Below are 20,022 nucleotides of genomic sequence, written 5' to 3'. Positions count from 1 at the left end.
AGGTCTATTACCTAGCATACAAATTGATTGTATGTATTCCTATACATATGAATAAAGGTGAGGAAAGGGAAATTTGTTTTGTATTTTTATTTGTACAATTTAGGTTTTTCACTTTTTTTCTGCAAAAATGTTGTAGAATCATCTTTTTTGTATTAAAATACAGCTGTTGTATGTATAGTTTTATCATTTCATTTAAAAGCTATAACTATCATCGCGCTTCCCAAGCGCAAAAACACTTGACAGAGGGGGATAATATGCAAGCTTTAACGTTCAAACGTGGAGTTCATCCGCCTGATGGAAAAGCTCTGTCCGCAGAGCAGCCTATTCAGGTGGTACTCCCAAAGGAAAACTCTGAGTTGTTCTACCCCATGAGCCAGCACATTGGCGCTCCTTGTGAGCCTCTTGTTGCCATTGGCGATCATGTAAAAGTCGGTCAGAAAATCGCAGAGTCACCCGCATTCTTGTCTTCTCCAATTTTTGCTAGCGTCTCCGGCGAAGTGGTGGACATCCGTCCAATGCTGGTTCCCGGCGGTACTATGGTAAAATCTATCGTTGTGAAAAACGACGGTAAAATGGAAGAAATTGAAGGCCTGAATCAGGGAAGAGACTACACTACAATGACTAATGATGAAATTCTTGCAGCGATTAAAGGTGCAGGCGTTGTTGGTCTGGGTGGTGCTGGTTTCCCCACACATGTAAAATTGAATCCACCAAAGGATAATCCCATTGATTACATCTTAATCAATGCGGCAGAATGTGAGCCCTACCTCACATGTGACTATCGTTTAATGGTGGAAGAACCCGAGCGTATCATCAAGGGTCTGCAGATTATGCTGAAATTGCATCCCAATGCAAAGGGCGTAATCGGCATTGAAGAGAACAAGCCCAAAGCCATTGAAATTATGACAAAGGCTTGCGAAGGCATCGACAACATCGTTGTTCAGCCCTTGGTAACAAAGTTCCCTCAGGGTTCTGAAAAGCACTTAATTTCCGCTATTACAAAAAGAGAAGTGAAATCAGGCGCACTGCCCGCAAGCGCTGGCTGTATCGTTGACAACGTTGATACTGTTGTTGCCATCGAAAGAGCAATCTGCAAGGGCAGACCTTTGATGAGAAGAATTGTAACAGTTTCCGGTCAGGGTATTAAAAACCCCGGTAACTACAAAATCCGTATTGGTATGACACTGCGTGATTTGGTAGACGCCATCGGTGGTTTTAAAGAAGATAACCCTCCTGTAAAACTGATTGCTGGTGGTCCTATGATGGGTCCTTCTCTCTATACTTTGGATGTTGCATCCGTAAAAACAACTTCCGGTTTGCTTTGCTTTACAAAAGAAGAAGCTTACATTCCTGAAGAAAAGAACTGTATCCGTTGTGGAAAGTGCGTAGACCACTGTCCTATGGGTCTTATGCCTTTCTTGCTGAATGCTTGCGCATTAAAAGGCGATGGCGAAGCTTTCGTGGCGCATCATGGTCTGGATTGTATCGAATGCGGTAGCTGCTCCTACGAGTGCCCTGCAAAACGTCATTTGGCACAGTCCATTCGTGCCGTGAAGAAGGTTGAGGCAGGCAAAAAAGCAGCCGCTGCGGCAGCTGCAAGAGCAAAAGCTGAAGCTGAGGCAAAAGCGAAAGCAGAAAAGAACTGAGAAGGGGGAGAATAAAACATGGCTAATTTTGTAGTGTCCGGTACCCCTCACGTACGTTCTAAGGAATCTATCCAGAGCATCATGCGTGATGTAATCATCGCTCTGGTTCCTGCTTCCGTGATGGGAATTTACTTTTTCGGTGTTAGAGCACTGATGATTATTGTAGCAGCCGTTGCATCTGCAGTATTTTTTGAATGGCTGTATCAGAAAATTATGAAAAAACCCGTTACAATCAACGACTTAAGTGCTGTTGTAACAGGCTTGCTTTTAGCAATGAACCTACCTGTAGCGACACCTATTTGGGTGCCTATTGTAGGTAGTGCATTTGCAATTATTATTGCAAAACAACTTTTTGGCGGTTTGGGTCAGAACTTTATCAACCCTGCCCTTGCTGGTAGAGCTTTCTTGGTAGCTTCCTACCCTACAGAAATGACATCTTGGACATCCGCTGGTAACTTTGGTGCAGATGCTGTTGCAGTTGCAACACCTTTGGCACAACTCAAAGGCGGCGTTATACCCGATGCATCTTTTACAGATGTTTTAGTTGGTAACATTGGTGGCTGTATTGGTGAAACTTGTGCAGTTGCATTAATTATTGGTGGTATCTACCTGATTGCAAAACATGTAATCAGCTGGAAAGTACCCGTTATCTATATTGCTACTGTATTCGTATTGACTGCAGCAATCGGCAGAAACGGTCTACGTGTTCCCACTTATGAACTTTTCACAGGTGGTTTGATGCTCGGTGCTTTCTTCATGGCAACCGACTACGCATCTTCTCCTGTAACAGCGAAGGGACAGGTTATTTTCGCCCTTGGTTGTGGTTTGATTACAACATTAATCAGAATTTTTGGTGGTTACCCCGAAGGTGTATCCTACTCAATCCTGATTATGAACCTTTGTGTGCCTCTGATTGAAAGATTCACAGAACCTACAATCTTTGGTGCGTTACCTAAAGTGAAGGAGGCGAAGAAAGCATGAACACAAAAGAAGTTATAAAACCCGCTGTGGTACTGCTGATTATCGCCAGTGTTGCTGCTGCTGCTTTAGGTGCAGTTCAATCAATTACAGCAGAACCCATTAAAATTCAGGAAGAACAAACAAGAGCAGCTTCCATGAAGGCAGTTATGCCCGATGCAAGCAATTTTGAAGAAATTACTGACGTAGAATTGACAGGATCCCTTACTGCAATTTACAAAGCAGATAACGGCGGTTTTGTTGTTACAGCGGCTCCCGGCGGCTTCGGCGGTGCTGTTGACACAATGGTTGGTATTGACGCAGAAGGCGTTATCACAGGCCTTCGTGTTACAAAACATGCCGAAACACCTGGTTTAGGTGCAAAAGCCACAGAGCCCGATTTCTATGAACAGTTTACAGGTAAGTCCGGTACGCTGGCTGTAACAAAAGATGGCGGCGAAATCGTTCCTATCACAAGCTCTACAATCACTTCCAGAGCTGTTGCCAGCGGCGCAAACGAGGCGTTGGAATGGTTTGCTGCGAACGGAGGTGCTTACTAATGGCTAACCCATTGAAATTAATTAAAAACGGTTTAATTGACGAAAACCCTACCTTTGTGCAGGTAATCGGTATGTGTCCCACACTGGCTGTAACAAGCTCCGCAATCAACGGTATCGGTATGGGTCTTTCCACTGCTGCCGTTTTGATTTGTGCGAACTTATTCGTATCCCTGCTTAGAAAAGTTATTCCCGATAAAGTAAGAATCCCATGCTTTATCGTAGTTATCGCTACATTCGTTACAGTGATCGAGTTCTTATTAAAGGCTTACTTGCCCGCATTGAACGCATCTTTGGGTCTTTATATCCCTCTGATTGTAGTTAACTGTTTGATTCTTGCAAGAGCGGAAGCATTCGCTTCCAAAAACGGCCCTGTGGCGTCAGTATTCGACGGTATCGGCATGGGTCTTGGTTTCACATTAGGCCTGGGTGTTTTAGGCTTGGTGCGTGAATTTATCGGTGCTGGTACATTGTTTGATATTACTGTACTTCCCGAAGCATTCCCTAGAACATTGTTGTTCGTTATGGCTCCCGGTGCATTCTTTACACTGGGTTGCTTGATGGCTGCTTTAAACTATTTCAGAAACAAAAAGAAAGCTTAAGGAGGGGAAATTAAATGGATTTGATCTTATTGGTTTTAGCCGGGGTTTTCGTAAATAACTACGTTTTATCCCAGTTCTTAGGTATCTGCCCCTTCCTCGGTGTTTCTAGAAAAGTTGAAACAGCAGCAGGCATGGGTATGGCCGTTATCTTCGTTATGTCCTTGGCAGCAGGGGTTGCTTGGTTGGTATACGACCTAATTCTTGTTCCATTGAACATCACATACCTATATAACATTGCGTTTATTTTGGTTATCGCATCCTTAGTACAGTTCGTAGAAATGTTCTTAAAGAAAGCTGCTCCTGCGCTATATCAGGCGTTGGGTGTATTCCTTCCTTTGATTACAACAAACTGTGCCGTATTGGGTGTTGCTGTTTTGAACATGCAAAAAGGTTACAACTTCATCGAAGCTGTATTAAACGGCTTTGGTGGTGCAACAGGCTTCGCTTTGGCGATTGTTCTGTTTGCTGGTATCCGAGAAAGAATCGCAGACAATGATACACCGAAGGCCTTTGATGGTTTCCCTTTGGCACTGCTTACAGCAGGCCTTATGTCCATCGCATTTTTAGGTTTCTCCGGCTTGATCAAGCTATAATACAAGGAGGGTGACAAAAATGGACTTAATGAATATTATAAACCCGATCCTTAGTATCGGTGGTCTCGGTGTTGTTTTTGGCGCAGGCCTTGGCATCGCCGGCGAAGTTTTTAAAGTAGAAGAGGATCCTAAAATCGGCGAGATTTTAGAAGCTCTTCCTGGCGCAAACTGCGGTGGTTGCGGTTTCCCTGGTTGTGGTGGTCTTGCTGCTGCAATCGCTTGCGGAAGCGCACCTGTGAATGCTTGCCCCGTTGGTGGCGCTGCAGTTGCTGAAAAAGTTGGTGCAATTATGGGCGTTGCAGCATCTGCTTCAGACCCAGTTGCTGCTTTCGTTAAGTGCGGTGGTACTTGCGAAAAGGCAAAAGAAAAATATGAATACTTCGGTATTGATGACTGTAATATGGCAGTTCAGTTAGCGGGTGGCGGCTCTAAAAGCTGTACCTACGGATGTATTGGTCTTGGTAGCTGTAAAAAAGCTTGTGCTTTCGACGCTATCGAAGTCATTGATGGAATTGCCGTAATTGATAAAGATAAATGTGTTGCGTGTGGCAAATGTGTTTCTGCTTGCCCCAAACATATTATCGAAATGCTTCCTGCAAAGAACAAAGTTAAAGTTCAGTGTTCCTCTAAGGACATTGGCAAAAACGTAATGCAGGTATGCTCCGTTGGTTGTATTGCATGTAAGATTTGCGAAAAGAATTGTCCTTTCGATGCAATCCATGTAATCGACAACTTAGCTGTCATTGATTATGACAAGTGTAAGGCTTGCGGTATCTGTGCAAACAAGTGCCCTAAAAACGTTATCACAGGTAAGAGACCTGCACCTCCCGCTCAGGAAGCTCCTAAGGCGGCTCCTGCTAAGGAAGAAGCGAAAGCTGAATAATCTGCAGTATTAAGCACCCCTTCCTATCAGTTCATGAACTGATAGGAAGGGGTTTCTTTTAGAAATCATTGAAACGTTAATTCTAAGTAAAAGAGCAGACGGATACCACAACTACATTCGTAGTATTATGTCGATATATAATTGGCTCCATAAACTGTTAATTCCTTGACAATATAAATATATATATCTTATGATTATGGCGGAAGAGGTAACTACTTACCGAAGGCCTTCTTAAAACTATGTAACATTCTTCTATAGTGATAAATAAAGTTTTATACTAAAGGAGGAAAACAGATGAAGAATTTTTTTCTATTATTTTAGCAGGCACATTTATCTTTTCAACAGTAACACCTAGCTTTGCCAGCGCAACAACAAACAACGCTGATATGGTAGAGAACATGTTAATTCAGGTATCTCTACCATTGTAAATAAATCAACGGAAAAATCAGGTGTTGAAAATTAAACAATTAAAACAGAAGGTGTTCTGGCAAACATAAAAAAAGAACCCGTCTCCAATGGCGTCCTCTATACAGTTCATGAAGGAATATTAACCGATGAAATATTAATTACCCCAAACGAGGAAATATATTTAGACGGGAATTTAGTAACTGTTTCAACAACTTCTCAAGGAACGCCGTCATCAGCAATTACACCAATGGCATATTATGAATATTGGGATTTTGATGACACGCCATTTGCACCGGGACCCTATACATCCAATAAAATAATAACAAACACTACGGTACGTTTGCAGCAAAAAATATCACAATTAACCTTATCTGGAGTTGCTTTAATTGTCTGCACTAGCTTCGGCGGACCTTTACATACGCAGGCTTGGCGGAAATATATGACTGGTTAAATGCATATAACCCAGAGGCCAGTGCTCTATACATTAAAAAAACTACATGGACAAATGGAAAACCTGATTTGGGTTCCAGTACTATGATGTATTATTTTAAAATCAGAACCCAGTATTATAAGGATTCCAAATATAGTGAATATCACTCTGGGGGTACTTTATATGGAGTTCAGGCTATCAGAAATCACTAAGTGGTTAAAGGGAGAGATGCTCCATGATTTTGTTTTGGATATTGATTATATTTTCAGCCTATCTTTTAGATAAATACTTTATCCACCCACTCTTTGAGAAACAAAAACCCGCATGTTTTATTGATTGGCTTAAAGCAGATATTCAAAACGGATGCCGCCAATGGAGAGAACTGAAGGAGAATATAAGGAAAGCTTTTGGAAAAAACAAATAACTCTATTAATAATGAGGGTCGCAGAAACTATATGTTCCGATTTTATAGTTTTATGCCACCCTCTTCTTAATGTTTTTTTATCTTTTCTGCCCTTTACCCCACACTACAATTATGATATAATATTTAGCATTGAGCGGCAGGATAATTTATCACTTTATGCCGCTCACAATATGTTTTATCCGCAAAAAAACGAAGGGGGCGCCTTACATGAAAGGGCAATCACAAAATGTATGGGTAGTGGTTTTACTGATTTTAGCCGGCATAGTTTTAGGCGGTTTTATTGGTAACTTATTAGGAGACGTTCCCGCCTTAAGTTGGCTGGCCTATGGCAGTAAGTTCGGCATGTCCTCCCCATTGGTTCTAGACTTAGGAGTAATCACCCTCCAGTTCGCTTTTACCATCCGCTTTACCATCGCAGGAATCATTGGGATTATTGTTGCATTATTGGTATACCGCAAACTTTAATCGACATAGCCGCTTGGCGGCTTTTTTTCTGTCGTTTTTTCGGATGCAAAAACTCGGCTTTTTATAAAAAGACAAGGTTTTTTTATTGAAAAGGTTAACAAAAAGAGTTATGATTAAATATAAGGCTTTTATCGAAAAGCGACTTATTTTTGCGTCTAAATTCTGTAATTTCTCAGAGTTCCTATAAGAAAGGGGCATAAAAAAATGTTTTCGAAAGATATGGGTATCGACCTTGGTACCGCTAACACACTGGTTTATATGAAAGAGAAAGGCATCATCGTAAACGAACCTTCTGTTGTTGCCATTAATACACAGACCAGAGAAGTCCTTGCAGTTGGAAACGAGGCAAAAGAAATGATTGGGCGTACCCCAGGTAATATTGTTGCCATTCGTCCTATGAAGGATGGTGTTATCGCTGACTTTGACGTAACCCAGGCAATGTTACGCTACTTTATAAATAAAGCCTACGTTCGTTCCATGTTTGCCCCAAAGCCACGCATCGTAATTTGTGTGCCTTCTGGTGTGACAGAAGTAGAAAAAAGAGCTGTTTTGGAGGCTGCAATTGCGGCAGGATCTAAGGATAAGGACACTTACCTCATCGAAGAGCCCATGGCAGCATCGATTGGTGCCGGCCTTCCCGTTGCAGAGCCTTCCGGCAGCATGGTGGTGGATATCGGCGGTGGTACCAGTGAGGTGGCAGTCATCTCCCTTGGGGGTATTGTAACCAGCACATCTTTGCGGGTAGCAGGCGATGCCATTGATAACGCAATTGTAAGCTTTATTAAAAGAGAATTTAACCTTGCTATCGGTGATCGTACGGCTGAGGAAATTAAAATCACCATCGGCTCTACCTTCCCCCTTGAAAAAGAGGAAAAAATGGAAATTCGTGGCCGTGACTTGATTAGCGGCTTACCTAAAACCGTTGAAGTAACCTCCATTCACATTCGTGAAGCATTATCTGAGCCAGTAGATTCTATTATCGAAACTATCAAACAGACCCTAGAGGCAACACCTCCTGAACTGGCATCTGATATTATGGAGTTCGGCATTACATTAACCGGTGGTGGTGCCTTATTAAGAGGATTGGATAAATTAATTCATTCCGAAACCGGAATGCCCGTTCATATTGCAAACGAACCTCTAAACTGCGTTGCAGTTGGGACAGGCCTTGTATTAGAACAAATTGACAAACTGAAGTCCGTGCTGATCTCTCCCAGAAAAGCACTCTTTTAACTTAAAAAAATAAGGGTATTATCACCCTAACCTTGAAGGAGCGTTTTACTTTGATTCAATTTTGGGAAGAACATAAAAAGAAAATTATCGCCGTAATTGCAATAGCCATTACCGTTGTTGCTTTATTCTTAGGCGGAAAAAATTTGAATGCCTCTGCACTGGAAAGCGTAATAGGTTTTGTTGTCACGCCCTTTCAGGATTTAACAACGGGTATCAATAGCTGGGTAGAAAGTACAGCGGAATCTGCCCAAGACAAGAACAAGCTTTTAGAGGAAAACGCTCATTTAAAAGAAGAAGTTGCAAAACTCCAAGACGAAAATAAACGTCTGGATCAATATGAAAGAGAAAATGAATCCTTATCCGCTTTATTGAAAATATCCCAAAAGTACCCCGAATATAAAAGCACGGGAACAAGGATTATCGCAAAAAGCCCTGGTGTTTGGTATGACACCTTCACCATTAACAAAGGAACGGGTGATGAGGTTTCTGCAAATATGATTTTAATCGCACCAGGCGGTGTTGTTGGAAAAATCCTTGAAAGCGGAATCAATTACTCAAAGGCCCAGTCCATTTTGGACAGTAGAAGTGCCGTTCCCGCTATGAGTCTTAGAACTGGCGATTTGGGCGTAGTAAAAGGGGATTATTCCCTTATGGATGATGGTCTTTGTAAAATGGAATATATCGACGGTGAAGCTCAAATTGCAGTGGGAGATGAAATTGTTACCTCCCAGCTATCCGAAGTTTATCCCCAAGGCCTTTCTATTGGGAAAGTAACAAAAATTGAAACCGATACCAACGGTCTGACAAAATATGCAGTAATCGAACCTTTTGTAGACTTAAAACATTTGGATACGCTTTTGGTAATTGATAAAAATACAATGGAGGAAAACCCTTGAGAATTATCGTTACAACCGCTGTGGTACTGATTAATTTCATATTACAAACAACCCTGTTTCAATACTTAGCAATTCAGGGCATTTTTCCCAACACCGCTCTCATTATCGTTGTTTCCTATGCTTTATTGCGTGGCAGTAAAGAGGGTTGTATTGCGGCTGTTTGCTCAGGGCTGCTGTTCGATATTTTCTTTGGCACTGCCGTGGGGTTTTATGCATTATTATTCCTCGGCATCAGCTACTTTACAGGAAAAAGCCAGAAAAATTTCTATAGAGAAAATTACCTTCTGCCTATTCTGTTTTGTACCGTCGCTGCAGGGATATATGAGTCTATCCATTTCATTACGGAGTTGTTATTACGCAAGGATGGGGATATCCTATTTTTCTTCGTAAAGATTTTGCTTCCCACCATTGTCTATACCGCCGTAGTCACTGTACCCATTTACCGAATTTTATTTGGATTGAATGAATGGTTAGAGCTTAAGGAAAAGTACAAGTACCGTTTGTTTTAAAATAATATTTCCCTTAGTGTTTCCACACTAAAAAAACTCTTGACCTACCGTCTCCAATAGGAGGAACCGATGAGACACTATATTAATCATTTTTTTGAATTATGTAAAAGCCGAATTTTCGTAATGCTTTGCGGAATTTTTTTGCTTTTTTTCATATTGGTAATACGCTTGTTCTCCTTGCAGATTATCCATGGTGAGGACTACGACGAATCTATTACCGCCAGCGTTTCTAAAACCGTAAATGTTCCTGCTCCCCGTGGCAATATCTATGACCGTTACGGAAGACCTCTAGCAACGAATACCGTGGCATATTCTGTACAGATCGACGATAGTATTACCCTTGATTTGACAGAGTACAAAGAGGACTTGATGGTGCAGTTAACAAATACATTATGGGCACAAGGGGCAACCCCTCATGATACACTGCCCATATCCTCCTCTGCTCCCTATACTTTTACCTTTGAAGGCAAAGAAAGAGAGCAAAGAAAGGCAGAGAAAAATTGGAAAGAGTCCTTGGGCTTTCCCAATGATAAGAAGGACGCATCTGCCCAGGAAAGTCTAACTTATTTATTTGAAAAATATAATGCGCCTACCAATTATACCCTGGCACAAAAAAGGGCATATGTCTCTTATTATATTTCTTTAAGTGATAAGAACCTCATGGCCTTAACCCTTGCTGAAAAATTAGCAGAGTATGGGGAAACCCTGACAGATGAGCTTCCTTTGTCCAGAGAATATCCTTATACCCTTCAGTTCAACGAAAATAAAACCAGAGAGAAAAACTGGAAGGAATCCATGGCCATGAAGAAGGAGGAACTGCAATATGACTCCCTTGAAACCCTGGATTATCTAAGGGACTTTTTTGGCCTACCGGAGGGTTTGCCAACGGATGTGGTAAGAAACACCTTGGGGATTCGTTACTCCCTTTATTTACAACGATATCAACAGTATAAATCCGTTACCATTGCTACAAATATCAGTGCAAAAACCTTGGCTTTCGTTGAGGAAAATCAGGATATTTTCCCTAATGTACTTGTGGACACCGTATCTCTAAGAGAATATCCCCAAAGCGAGTATTTCTCTCACCTTCTAGGCTACATTCGTCAGATGACGGAAGCGGATTATGCTTTATATAAAGATGACATGGATTCCACAGGAAACCCCATTTACACCCAAACAGACATTGTTGGTCAAACGGGCATTGAAAAGCTTTATGAACGTCAACTCAATGGTACAGATGGTAAAGTTTCCATCGAGGTAGACAATCAGGGCCGTCGCATGAGTGTCATCGATTCCACGGAACCCATCCCAGGGAAAGATATCTTCCTCACATTAGATAGCCAACTGCAAAAAATTGCTTACGATTCCTTGGAAGCAGAACTACGCAAAGCAGTCATTGTAAGATTGACCTCAGCAGGCAAGAGGTCTGCATCCATAACCGACATGTTCATCGCAATGACAAAGGCAAACCATATTTCCGCCTCCAAGCTGATGAAAGCAACAAGTGGTACCCAAAAACAGGTTTATGACCGGTTTCTAGAGGCAAATCCTGACTTCTCCAAAGAAGACGAGGATGCCCTTTCCAGAGTTCAAACCTATTTGCTTGACAGCCTTTCACGTGGCACCTTCTCCTCAAGAGAAGCCCTATTGGTGGCTATGGAACAAGGTACTTTGGCCACCACACCAGAGGATTTTGCAGCCATTGAAAACGGATCAATTGCCCCGTTAACCATGGTTTTGAATAAACTTCGAAGCGGTGAGTTTGATCCTTCTGATACGGCACTGGATCCTTCTACAGGCTCCGTATTTATAACAAAAGTAGATAGTGGTGAAGTTTTAGCCAGCGTTTCCTATCCCTCTTATGACAATAATGAGCTTGTAAATAACTTTAATAACGCCTACTATAATAACCTTTTGCAAGATGGGAATACCCCTTTGGTAAACCGTCCATTAAAGCAAAAGAAAGCACCGGGCTCCACATTTAAAATGATTACAGCCTTGGCAGGATTGGAAACAGGTGCCATTGGGCCCAATACCTATATTCGGGATTTAGGGTTATACAAGGATGCCGGAACCCCCTATGCCCGCTGTTGGATTTACAGCAATACAGGGGGAACTCATGGAAGCGTCGACGTTGCCAAAGCATTGGAAGTATCCTGCAACTACTTCTTCTATGAAGTTGCCTATCGCATGGGTAATGCAAAGGAAGGCAACACCAACGAAGGTATAACAACGTTAAACGAATATATGGCAGCTTTCGGTTTGAACGCCTTAACTGGCTTGGAATTAGACGAGTATGCACCTACCATGGCTTCTCCTTACTACAAGGAGCGTACCGTAAAAACCTTCAACCCCGATGCAACAACCAGCCAAACCCGTTGGACCGACGGTGATACCATTCGTGCTGCCATTGGGCAATCGGTAAATAGCTTTACCCCTGCTCAAGTTACAAAGTTCATTTCGACTTTAGCAAACGGAGGAACGCTATACCGTTTGCACTTAATTAGTCATTTGCAAAATCCAGATGGCTCACTATATTATCGTGTGGATGAAACCATTGAAAATGTAACCAATTTTCAAGAAGAAAACCTGCAAAAGGTATATCAAGGTATGTATCAAGTTACAACAGGAGCTCGTGGTACCCTGCGTCATTCCTTTCGGGATTTCCCAGTAAAGGTTGCCGCAAAAACAGGTACTGCCGAGGAGGATAAAACAAGAAGCTCACATACTTGGTTTGTTTGTTTTGCCCCCTATGAAGATCCCCAGATTGCTATTACCGTAATGATTCCCTTTGGTGAAGGCAGCGGTACCCCCGCCCCTGAGGTTGCAAAGGCAATTATTACCGAATATCTGGGATTAGACTACACACCTGAAAATACCAATTTACAGACCGTTTTGACACAGTGATACAGGAGGGTATTATGAATTTAGAAAACTATGTTATTTTCAAAGGCACAAAAGACGGCGTCACTGTACTTTTTCAAGAAGATACACCCTTTGATGTTCTTTGCGAACAATTGGAAAAGAAAGTACAGGAAGCTGGTAAATTTTTTGATAATGTAAAAACTTCTTTGGCTTTTAAAGGTCGTACTTTTTCCGAAGAAGAAGAGCAAAAACTACTGGGTATTATCACACAGCATACCACCATGGAAATTACTTTTCTTAAAACGGAAAACAACGAACTGTTTCATCTGACCAATTTATTGGAAAAGGAAATGGCTCCCCATAACCTTACGAAGTTTCATAAAGGCTCCCTTCGCAATGGTCAAAGAATTGATTTTGACGGAAGTGTGGTTATCATTGGTGATGTAAACCCTGGCGCAGAAATCAAGGCAACTGGGAATATCATCATCTTGGGTCAGCTAAAGGGCATGGCCCATGCCGGTTGCCAAGGAATGACTGACGCATTCGTTTCCGCTGTCTATATGGCACCTGTGCAACTTCGAATTGGAGACATCATTACCCGTTTCCCCGATGAAAACAAGCGGGGTCCTAAGCCACCAGAATACGCTTTTGTACAAGAAGGGCAAATTTTCGTCATGGCGCTGTCGTAAAATAGAATTTTTTTTCTGTTTTTACTAAAAAAAATGGATGCAAATCTTGCTAGTTTTTGTTAAGATAGTAATATATACGTAGTTCCCTATATTCATTTTTAGGGAGAAGAAAAATTGACTTCTGGATTAGGAGGAACATAGATGAGTGAAGTAATCGTAATCACCAGCGGCAAAGGCGGTGTAGGAAAAACTACTACAAGTGCTAATCTTGGCTGCGGGTTAGCGGTATTGGGTAAAAAAGTTGCATTAGTTGATGCCGACATTGGTCTACGCAACCTTGACGTTGTTATGGGCTTGGAAAATAGAATCGTTTATGACCTTGTAGACGTTGTAGAGGGTAACTGTCGTTTAAAACAAGCTTTAATTAAGGACAAGCGTTATGACGGCCTTTTCCTTTTGCCAGCAGCTCAAACGAGAGATAAAGATGCCGTTTCTCCAGAACAGATGCAAAAGCTTTGCGAAAGCTTAAAGGAGGAAGGCTTTGATTTTATCTTAATCGATTGTCCCGCAGGTATTGAACAGGGCTTTAAAAACGCAATCGCTGGTGCAGACAGAGCTGTTGTTATCACAACTCCTGAAGTTTCAGCTGTGCGTGATGCCGACCGTATCATCGGTCTATTGGAGGCAAATGGCTTAAATAACCCTATGCTTATTCTGAACCGCTTGCGTATTGACTTGGTACAAAGAGGCGATATGATGAATATCGAAGATGTAACAGAAATCTTGGCTGTGGATATCCTTGGGGTTGTGCCTGATGATGAGGCCATCGTCATTGCTACAAATAAGGGGGAACCTGCCGTTACAAACCAAGAATCTCGGGCAGGACAGGCTTATAGAAACATCGTGCAGCGAATTATAGGACAAGAAATACCAATTATGTCCTTTGAAGAACAGCCCGTAAGCTTTTTTGAAAAGCTCAAAGGCCTTTTCCGTCATTAAACCTCATTACCCGACGAAAGGATGTGTCCCCATGGATTTCTTTAGCTTCTTTAAAAAGAAAAATGTGCCGCCTTCCGGCAGCGTTGCCAAAGATAGATTGAAACTGGTTCTGGTTCATGATAGAGTGAATTGTTCCTCACAAGTTCTTGAAATGTTGAAGACAGACATTATTAAAGTAATTTCCAACTATATGGAAATTGACGAGGAAGAACTTGATATCCAAATTACACAGACCCAGTCTGAAGAAAATAACGGAACAGTCCCTGTACTGTATGCCAATATTCCCATTAAGAGTATGCGCAAAGTACAAGACTAAAATTAAAGAAGTGAGCCGAGAAAAGAGGACCCCTATTGTCCCTCGTTCCCCTCGGCTTTCCTTGTTTCAGCAATACGGGTAATTTTTACCCCGGTCGGAGGAATTTGACCCATGGAGTTTAAAAAATATTTTCAAAATTTTGATTGGCCACTTTTAGGCGCAGTTGGTGTCCTCACCATATTTGGTCTTGTTGCAATCGCTAGCGCAACCCATGTTAACCTTGGAGAGAGTGCAACCTTTGTTGTAAAACAAGGTGCCTTCTTTGTTGTAGGAATCATATTGATGCTCATTGCAGCAAACGTAGACTATGAATATTTTTCACAGTTTCATATACCGATTTATTGTATCAATTTACTACTACTAATGGCCGTTCTTTTAATCGGTACAGGCGCAAAGGGTGCCGTTCGTTGGATTGCCATCGGCCCCTTAACCATACAGCCATCGGAGTTTGCCAAAATCATGATGATATTTTGTCTGGCAAAAGTAATCACTACGAACCATCATAAAATAAATCGGTTACCTTTTTTGGCTTTCCTTTGCATCTATGTTATGGTGCCAATTGTGCTGATACAAAAACAGCCAGCCCTTTCCGCCAGTCTGGTGTTGATTGCAATTTTTTGTATTCAACTTTTTGTGGCAGGCCTTAGCTATACCTTTATTCGGAATGTGCTTATTATTACCGTTCCAATTATTGCTTTCATTTTATGGGATGTGGCAAGAGAAAACCCTTTGATTATGGATAAAATTTTTGAACCCCATCAGTTCAATCGTATTCTCTCTTTCGTAGATCCCAAAAGAGATGCAAGCCTTTATTACCAAACGGAAAAGTCCATTAGTGCCATTGGCTCAGGCCAGCTTACGGGACAAGGTCTTTTCAGCGGTACCCTAAACCAATTAAGCTACCTTCCGGAGCCACATAACGACTTTATCTTCTCCGTTGTGGGTGAAGAATTTGGATTTATTGGTTGTATATTTGTTTTGGGAGTCTTGCTTTTTATCGTATTTCGTTGTATAGTAATAGCAATATCGTCCAGAAATTTATTTAGTCAGTTAGTCGTTGCTGGGATTGCCGGAATGTTTGCTTTTCAGACCTTTGTAAACGCAGGCGTTGCCTTAGGTATTCTGCCCAATACGGGTATGTCTCTACCATTCGTTAGCTACGGCGGCAGTTCCATGTGGGCCAATATGGTTGCCATTGGCCTTGTATTAAACATAAGAAAAAAAGAAACAAAATCATTGTTTGAGGGAGGATTGTTATGAATATCGGTTTGATCGCCCATGATAATAAAAAAAAATTAATGGAAAATCTTTGTATCGCTTACAGACATATTCTTTGTAAGCATGACATTTATGCAACAGGCACTACGGGCCGTCTTGTGGAGGAGGCCGCAAATTTGGTAGTCCATAAGTACCTCTCTAGCCGTTTGGGCGGGGAACAGCAAATGGGTGCACAAATTGTAAATAACGACATTGATGTAATGATATTTTTAAGAGACCCTGTGTCTGCTCAGGATTATGAATCTGAGGTTAACTCCATCTTTCGTCTTTGCGACATGCACAATATTCCCCTTGCCACGAACTTGGCAACTGCGGAAGTGCTTTTATTGGCCCTAGATAGAGGGGATTTAGACTGGAGAAATGTGGTGAGATAAAATTATGAGGCAGATGCATTTTAATAGCACCGCTTTTCTGATTTTAATGGGTTATTACCTTTTAATCAACCTAACAACCTACTTAACAATGGCATTTGATAAAAAAGCTGCTATAAATAATAAAAGGCGACTTCCTGAAAAGAATTTTTATCTAATGGCAATATTGGGCGGAGGTCTGGGCGGTTTACTGGCTCAGATAATTAAACGGCATAAAACACGCCATTTAGACTTTATTTTGGTCTTTACCATTACTGCAATTTTGCATATCTTAGTGATTTACTTAGTCATGGGTAAATTTATAATTACCTTTAGCTAAAAAACCTAACCAAAAAATAAAGCGGAGATACTGTTTTAAACACAAGTATCTCCGCTATTTTTGTCCTCTAGGAGGGGAGTTTCCTTTTCCGTCACAAATAACATAGCTCCCTTCCCCTTCGCTGTTATACTCCCCATTTAAATAGCTATACGTAAGGTATAGATACCCTTGGCCATTTACTTTAACACCAGTCCTAGTATTTCAGATGGGTGGCCGACTCACATTAGGCTATCTGATGTCATCACAGAAAAGGGAGACAGCTCGGGGCTTAATCAAATTTAGAATGCTTTTTACTTCCCCTTCATGAGGCATGTTCCATAGGCTGCCTTTATAAACTCCTCTACTCCCATTGGTTTTGCAAAGTAAAACCCCTGTAAGTAGTTACAATTAATCTCCTGTAAAAATTCAACCTGTTCTTTTGTCTCGACGCCCTCGCAAACACACTGTATATTTAAAGACTTTGCAATGCTTACAATGGCCTTCTGAACATTTTTTGTTTTTGTCGTTAGAAGGCCTTCTTTAAGAAATTGCTTATCAATTTTTATACAATCCACCTGTTTCCCCCCCAACATGTTAAGAGAAGAATAACCGCTGCCAAAATCATCTATAGAGACAGAGAAGCCTATTTCCTTTAAATTGTCAATGGACTCCAGAACCTTCTTCTCGTTGCCATAAATGTATTCCGTTACTTCTATTTCAATGAGATTATAGTGCATTTGATATCGATCGGCGATCCCCTTTAGCCGTTCACTATAATTTTCATCATTAGAATGCTGTCGTGACTGGTTCACAGCAATGGGCACAGGCACAATCCCCCGATTCAATAAACTTCGCTGCAGCTTGCAAGCCTTTTCAAACATATAATCATCCAGCTTTAAAATAAAACCGTTTTGCTCAAAATATGGTATAAACTCATTAGGGTAAATGACATTCCCGTCGGCTTCTATCCAGCGCACCAAAGCCTCAGCCCCGGAAATTTCGCCCGTTTGGCTATCATATTGGGGTTGTAAATACATTTGAAATTCTTCATTTTCAAGGGCCTTTTGCATTTTACGGTCAATCATTTTTTCTTTTAATAATCTATTCTTCAAATCTTGTGAATAAAAATAAACCCTTATATTTTGCCGTTTTGACTCGAATAACGCAAGTTCCGCTTTGCCTAAATTCGTTTGTATATCCTCCTGGGCGCAACTTTGGTATACACCAACATGGAATTCTAAGGTTACGGAGACGGTTTCATCCTTGTATTCCGACAGGTTGGAAAAAACACATTGTAAGTAACTCCGTATTTTCCCTTCTTCCGCATAGGGCAAAATCACCACATAGTTCAACGAAGAAGTCTGAGCTAAAATCGCGCCCTTATCACTACAACTTTTCAAAACCTCCGCTACATAAGCCCGAATATCATCACCCACATGGATTCCCAATAGCATATTAATTTGTTTTAACTTGGCTATGTCCAAAACAATAATACTGGTATTTTCCTTGCAAAACTTTCCGCCGTAACGCAAGAGATAATTGCGGTTGTTCATTTTTAATTCTTTATCAAAATAGGCCGCCCGATGTAACCTACGATAATGCATCATTACAATTAAAAGCACCACAACAAATAAAAACTCACATAACCAGATAAACCATTGATAATACTGGTCAATTAAGGATTGGAGATTATAATTGGGCAACTTATTATTTAGCATAATTGTGCCGATTTTTTCGCTATCTGCAGCCATAATTGCCCGATCCATTAAACTAAGAATAACAGGTCCATTACTTTTGCTAAAATTAACACCCATGCTTAAATCCAGTTGGGGGACATTGAAATCATAAAGCCTGTCCAACTCCTCTGATATCTCTTGATGGGCACCATCGACGATATCATCCAAAATAATAAAGTCTGCCCTTCCCGCCTTTATGGCCTCAATCCCACTCTCAGGAGAATCATAAATTGTTAAATCCCAGTGGGGGTAGTAATTCTGGATATATGTGTCCACAGTTTCAAGATTATGGATGGACCCCACTCGATTGGGCCTTTGGAAGTCCACTTTTTTGCCTTTATCTGCCCAATAGGAGTAGATACCATGCATATAGGGCTCGGTAAAAACCAAGTTATACTGCTTTTCAATTTGAGGTGATTCAATCATTCCAAGCAACACATCCGCCTCTTGTTCCAAAGCCTGTGAAATGGTCTCAGTTACTAACACTTCATAGGAAAGTCCATTGGCCTTGGTGAAATACTCTATAAGCGCGGCGTAAGGCCCAACATATTTTTCATTCTTTGCGTCATATTGAATCAGGTTTGTTTGGTTGCTTACCGCAAACTTAATAGGACTTCCTGTATCCAGAAACTCCTGCTCCTCCCTATTGTTGGCTAAATCATACTCAATACCCTTGGCATGTTTTTTTCTTAAATCAACTTCAAAACTCGGGAATGCAACTTGCATCTTATGTTTGGCCTGGGTAAGGCTTTTTATTAAATTCTGGTTGGTATCCTTAGAAATCAAAAAGAGCTCTAAGGTGTCTAAAATATCTACCACCTTAAATCGATCATCATTTTCATAAAATGGTAGGATTGCAAATTCTACTTTGTTTCTACTCAAAGCATCTTTTAAGGACACTGTGTCATTATAATAAACAGGAGCTAAATCAATTTTGTTTTCTTCCTCATACTTATTGATGATATCCAAAGTGGATTTCATTGTATATCCAATTTTTTTCCCATGAAAAGAAGTGCCATCTTTATAGAAGAAGCCTACATTTTGTTTAGAAGTGGTTAGGGTAAGCTGCACATCCATAATTTTCAAAGGCTCTGCTAACCCCTCCGTTTGTGGATAAGCAAACCCAATGATGGCATCTACACTCCCATCTTGCAACTGCTGCAATAATTTTTCTGGCGTTCCAAAGGTATATGTAAAATGGTATCTCACAGGGGATGTGCCTAAAAAACGATTGAGCTCCTGAAGATAATCTGGGATATAACCTTGATGGTGCCCTTCTATCTTTTCATTGGAAAGATATTTAATCCCATCCCAACACCCAATTCGTATGGTATGTTGTATTTGATTTGTCTCAGATGCGAAGCAATCGACGATAAAATTGAAACATAGCAACAAAACAAAAGTGATTATGACTTTTTGAAAGGCTTGCAATGGAATTCCCCCCAAACACGCTAAACTCTGAAACGCTTCCTTTGACTTTTGTCGCTTTATCCACGTCTTTGTAATCTTTCCCATACTATTCCTTCTTATTATATATTTTCCAAACCCTTTAGAAAAAATAATTCCCCAAAGGGGAAAAGCAAGCACAAACTAAACATTTCTATGTAAATTAAAATTTAATGAAGGCAAAAAATCAATTATCGTGGCTCATTATTGAAAATTCTCATTGTTTCTATAATAATACTATATAATTTTTTCCAATATAAAGTCAACAGATTGTTAAGGAAAGTTCTATAAAATAGAACATTCCCTATTTCGAACCTCCTTGCCACCTACCTTTGGGAAGAGTAAATACCACCAATTCCATTAAAATAAAAAGGGCTTTCTATGATTCCCTTCGTAATCATTGAAAGCCACAATGGTAACACCCTTATTTTATTAAGCCACTTCAAATACGGGCACACATACAAAACCATAAGGTTTCTTC

At 40.9% G+C, this 20,022-nt stretch carries 19 protein-coding genes; 18 read left to right on the top strand and 1 reads right to left on the bottom strand.

The window, feature by feature from the left end; genetic code table 11:
* Positions 1-254 precede the first annotated feature (254 nt).
* The 18 genes from rsxC to RBQ60_RS00535 all read left to right on the top strand — a co-directional run bounded on the left by rsxC (position 255) and on the right by RBQ60_RS00535 (position 16,380).
* Complete coding sequence (gene rsxC / locus RBQ60_RS00620) at positions 255-1,646, top strand: electron transport complex subunit RsxC (protein ID WP_307884672.1); 1,392 nt, start codon at positions 255-257, stop codon at positions 1,644-1,646.
* Positions 1,647-1,664: 18 nt separating this feature from the next.
* The gene (locus RBQ60_RS00615; RefSeq protein ID WP_307884671.1) at positions 1,665-2,627 is read left to right on the top strand and encodes an RnfABCDGE type electron transport complex subunit D; all 963 of its coding nucleotides are present in this window, start codon (positions 1,665-1,667) and stop codon (positions 2,625-2,627) included.
* Positions 2,624-3,163 carry an RnfABCDGE type electron transport complex subunit G gene (locus RBQ60_RS00610; RefSeq protein WP_307884670.1) on the top strand — a complete coding sequence of 180 codons (540 nt, stop codon included), beginning with the start codon at positions 2,624-2,626 and terminating at the stop codon, positions 3,161-3,163. Before RBQ60_RS00615 ends, RBQ60_RS00610 begins: the two co-directional genes overlap by 4 nt.
* Complete coding sequence (rsxE, locus tag RBQ60_RS00605; protein WP_307884669.1) at positions 3,163-3,762, top strand: electron transport complex subunit RsxE; 600 nt, start codon at positions 3,163-3,165, stop codon at positions 3,760-3,762. The genes RBQ60_RS00610 and rsxE overlap by 1 nt, the downstream gene beginning before the upstream one ends.
* A 14-nt stretch (positions 3,763-3,776) precedes the next feature.
* Positions 3,777-4,355 (top strand): electron transport complex subunit RsxA, encoded by a 579-nt coding sequence (rsxA, locus tag RBQ60_RS00600; RefSeq protein WP_307884668.1) that lies wholly within the window; start codon positions 3,777-3,779, stop codon positions 4,353-4,355.
* A 19-nt stretch (positions 4,356-4,374) separates the two neighbouring features.
* The gene (rnfB, locus tag RBQ60_RS00595) at positions 4,375-5,238 is read left to right on the top strand and encodes an RnfABCDGE type electron transport complex subunit B (RefSeq protein ID WP_307884667.1); all 864 of its coding nucleotides are present in this window, start codon (positions 4,375-4,377) and stop codon (positions 5,236-5,238) included.
* A gap of 1,073 nt (positions 5,239-6,311) precedes the next feature.
* Complete coding sequence (locus RBQ60_RS00590; protein ID WP_307884666.1) at positions 6,312-6,500, top strand: hypothetical protein; 189 nt, start codon at positions 6,312-6,314, stop codon at positions 6,498-6,500.
* A 207-nt stretch (positions 6,501-6,707) separates the two neighbouring features.
* Complete coding sequence (locus RBQ60_RS00585; protein ID WP_307884665.1) at positions 6,708-6,965, top strand: DUF4321 domain-containing protein; 258 nt, start codon at positions 6,708-6,710, stop codon at positions 6,963-6,965.
* A 204-nt stretch (positions 6,966-7,169) separates the two neighbouring features.
* Positions 7,170-8,198: a rod shape-determining protein gene (locus tag RBQ60_RS00580; RefSeq protein WP_307884664.1), complete on the top strand. Its 1,029-nt coding sequence runs from the start codon at positions 7,170-7,172 to the stop codon at positions 8,196-8,198.
* A gap of 50 nt (positions 8,199-8,248) precedes the next feature.
* The gene (gene mreC / locus RBQ60_RS00575; RefSeq protein WP_307884663.1) at positions 8,249-9,094 is read left to right on the top strand and encodes a rod shape-determining protein MreC; all 846 of its coding nucleotides are present in this window, start codon (positions 8,249-8,251) and stop codon (positions 9,092-9,094) included.
* Entirely contained in the window at positions 9,091-9,603 is a 513-nt protein-coding gene (gene mreD / locus RBQ60_RS00570; protein ID WP_307884662.1) for a rod shape-determining protein MreD, read from the top strand. The genes mreC and mreD overlap by 4 nt, the downstream gene beginning before the upstream one ends.
* Before the next feature lie 69 nt (positions 9,604-9,672).
* On the top strand, positions 9,673-12,510 hold the full coding sequence (locus RBQ60_RS00565; RefSeq protein ID WP_307884661.1) for a penicillin-binding transpeptidase domain-containing protein: 2,838 nt from the start codon (positions 9,673-9,675) through the stop codon (positions 12,508-12,510).
* Positions 12,511-12,524: 14 nt separating this feature from the next.
* Complete coding sequence (gene minC, locus RBQ60_RS00560; RefSeq protein ID WP_307884660.1) at positions 12,525-13,157, top strand: septum site-determining protein MinC; 633 nt, start codon at positions 12,525-12,527, stop codon at positions 13,155-13,157.
* Between the two features lie 141 nt (positions 13,158-13,298).
* Positions 13,299-14,096: a septum site-determining protein MinD gene (gene minD / locus RBQ60_RS00555; RefSeq protein ID WP_307884659.1), complete on the top strand. Its 798-nt coding sequence runs from the start codon at positions 13,299-13,301 to the stop codon at positions 14,094-14,096.
* A gap of 31 nt (positions 14,097-14,127) precedes the next feature.
* A complete protein-coding gene (gene minE, locus RBQ60_RS00550) occupies positions 14,128-14,412 on the top strand; it encodes a cell division topological specificity factor MinE (protein ID WP_307884658.1) in 285 nt (94 codons plus the stop codon).
* Between the two features lie 111 nt (positions 14,413-14,523).
* Complete coding sequence (rodA, locus tag RBQ60_RS00545) at positions 14,524-15,672, top strand: rod shape-determining protein RodA (protein ID WP_307884657.1); 1,149 nt, start codon at positions 14,524-14,526, stop codon at positions 15,670-15,672.
* Positions 15,669-16,064 carry a methylglyoxal synthase gene (locus RBQ60_RS00540; protein ID WP_307884656.1) on the top strand — a complete coding sequence of 132 codons (396 nt, stop codon included), beginning with the start codon at positions 15,669-15,671 and terminating at the stop codon, positions 16,062-16,064. Before rodA ends, RBQ60_RS00540 begins: the two co-directional genes overlap by 4 nt.
* Positions 16,065-16,068: 4 nt before the next feature.
* A complete protein-coding gene (locus RBQ60_RS00535) occupies positions 16,069-16,380 on the top strand; it encodes a DUF1294 domain-containing protein (protein WP_307884655.1) in 312 nt (103 codons plus the stop codon).
* A 290-nt stretch (positions 16,381-16,670) separates the two neighbouring features.
* Here the strand turns inward: RBQ60_RS00535 and RBQ60_RS00530 are convergent, their stop codons facing one another.
* Positions 16,671-19,610 carry an EAL domain-containing protein gene (locus tag RBQ60_RS00530; protein ID WP_307884654.1) on the bottom strand — a complete coding sequence of 980 codons (2,940 nt, stop codon included), beginning with the start codon at positions 19,608-19,610 and terminating at the stop codon, positions 16,671-16,673.
* Between the last annotated feature and the right edge of the window lie 412 nt (positions 19,611-20,022).

The organism is Anaerotignum sp. MB30-C6, assembly GCF_030908465.1.
Lineage (GTDB): Bacteria > Bacillota > Clostridia > Lachnospirales > Anaerotignaceae > Chakrabartyella.
The sequence above is the reverse complement of the archived record's forward strand: the minus strand, read 5'-3'. Positions and strand labels throughout refer to the sequence as shown.

What these genes read in the sequence shown, in the direction of transcription:
- rsxC (WP_307884672.1), top strand. Translation starts at nt 255, where the DNA reads ATGCAAGCTTTAACGTTCAAACGTGGAGTTCATCCGCCTGATGGAAAA.
- RBQ60_RS00615 (WP_307884671.1), top strand. Translation starts at nt 1,665, where the DNA reads ATGGCTAATTTTGTAGTGTCCGGTACCCCTCACGTACGTTCTAAGGAA.
- RBQ60_RS00610 (WP_307884670.1), top strand. Translation starts at nt 2,624, where the DNA reads ATGAACACAAAAGAAGTTATAAAACCCGCTGTGGTACTGCTGATTATC.
- rsxE (WP_307884669.1), top strand. Translation starts at nt 3,163, where the DNA reads ATGGCTAACCCATTGAAATTAATTAAAAACGGTTTAATTGACGAAAAC.
- rsxA (WP_307884668.1), top strand. Translation starts at nt 3,777, where the DNA reads ATGGATTTGATCTTATTGGTTTTAGCCGGGGTTTTCGTAAATAACTAC.
- rnfB (WP_307884667.1), top strand. Translation starts at nt 4,375, where the DNA reads ATGGACTTAATGAATATTATAAACCCGATCCTTAGTATCGGTGGTCTC.
- RBQ60_RS00590 (WP_307884666.1), top strand. Translation starts at nt 6,312, where the DNA reads ATGATTTTGTTTTGGATATTGATTATATTTTCAGCCTATCTTTTAGAT.
- RBQ60_RS00585 (WP_307884665.1), top strand. Translation starts at nt 6,708, where the DNA reads ATGAAAGGGCAATCACAAAATGTATGGGTAGTGGTTTTACTGATTTTA.
- RBQ60_RS00580 (WP_307884664.1), top strand. Translation starts at nt 7,170, where the DNA reads ATGTTTTCGAAAGATATGGGTATCGACCTTGGTACCGCTAACACACTG.
- RBQ60_RS00565 (WP_307884661.1), top strand. Translation starts at nt 9,673, where the DNA reads ATGAGACACTATATTAATCATTTTTTTGAATTATGTAAAAGCCGAATT.
- minC (WP_307884660.1), top strand. Translation starts at nt 12,525, where the DNA reads ATGAATTTAGAAAACTATGTTATTTTCAAAGGCACAAAAGACGGCGTC.
- minD (WP_307884659.1), top strand. Translation starts at nt 13,299, where the DNA reads ATGAGTGAAGTAATCGTAATCACCAGCGGCAAAGGCGGTGTAGGAAAA.
- minE (WP_307884658.1), top strand. Translation starts at nt 14,128, where the DNA reads ATGGATTTCTTTAGCTTCTTTAAAAAGAAAAATGTGCCGCCTTCCGGC.
- rodA (WP_307884657.1), top strand. Translation starts at nt 14,524, where the DNA reads ATGGAGTTTAAAAAATATTTTCAAAATTTTGATTGGCCACTTTTAGGC.
- RBQ60_RS00540 (WP_307884656.1), top strand. Translation starts at nt 15,669, where the DNA reads ATGAATATCGGTTTGATCGCCCATGATAATAAAAAAAAATTAATGGAA.
- RBQ60_RS00535 (WP_307884655.1), top strand. Translation starts at nt 16,069, where the DNA reads ATGAGGCAGATGCATTTTAATAGCACCGCTTTTCTGATTTTAATGGGT.
- RBQ60_RS00530 (WP_307884654.1), bottom strand. Translation starts at nt 19,610, where the DNA reads ATGGGAAAGATTACAAAGACGTGGATAAAGCGACAAAAGTCAAAGGAA.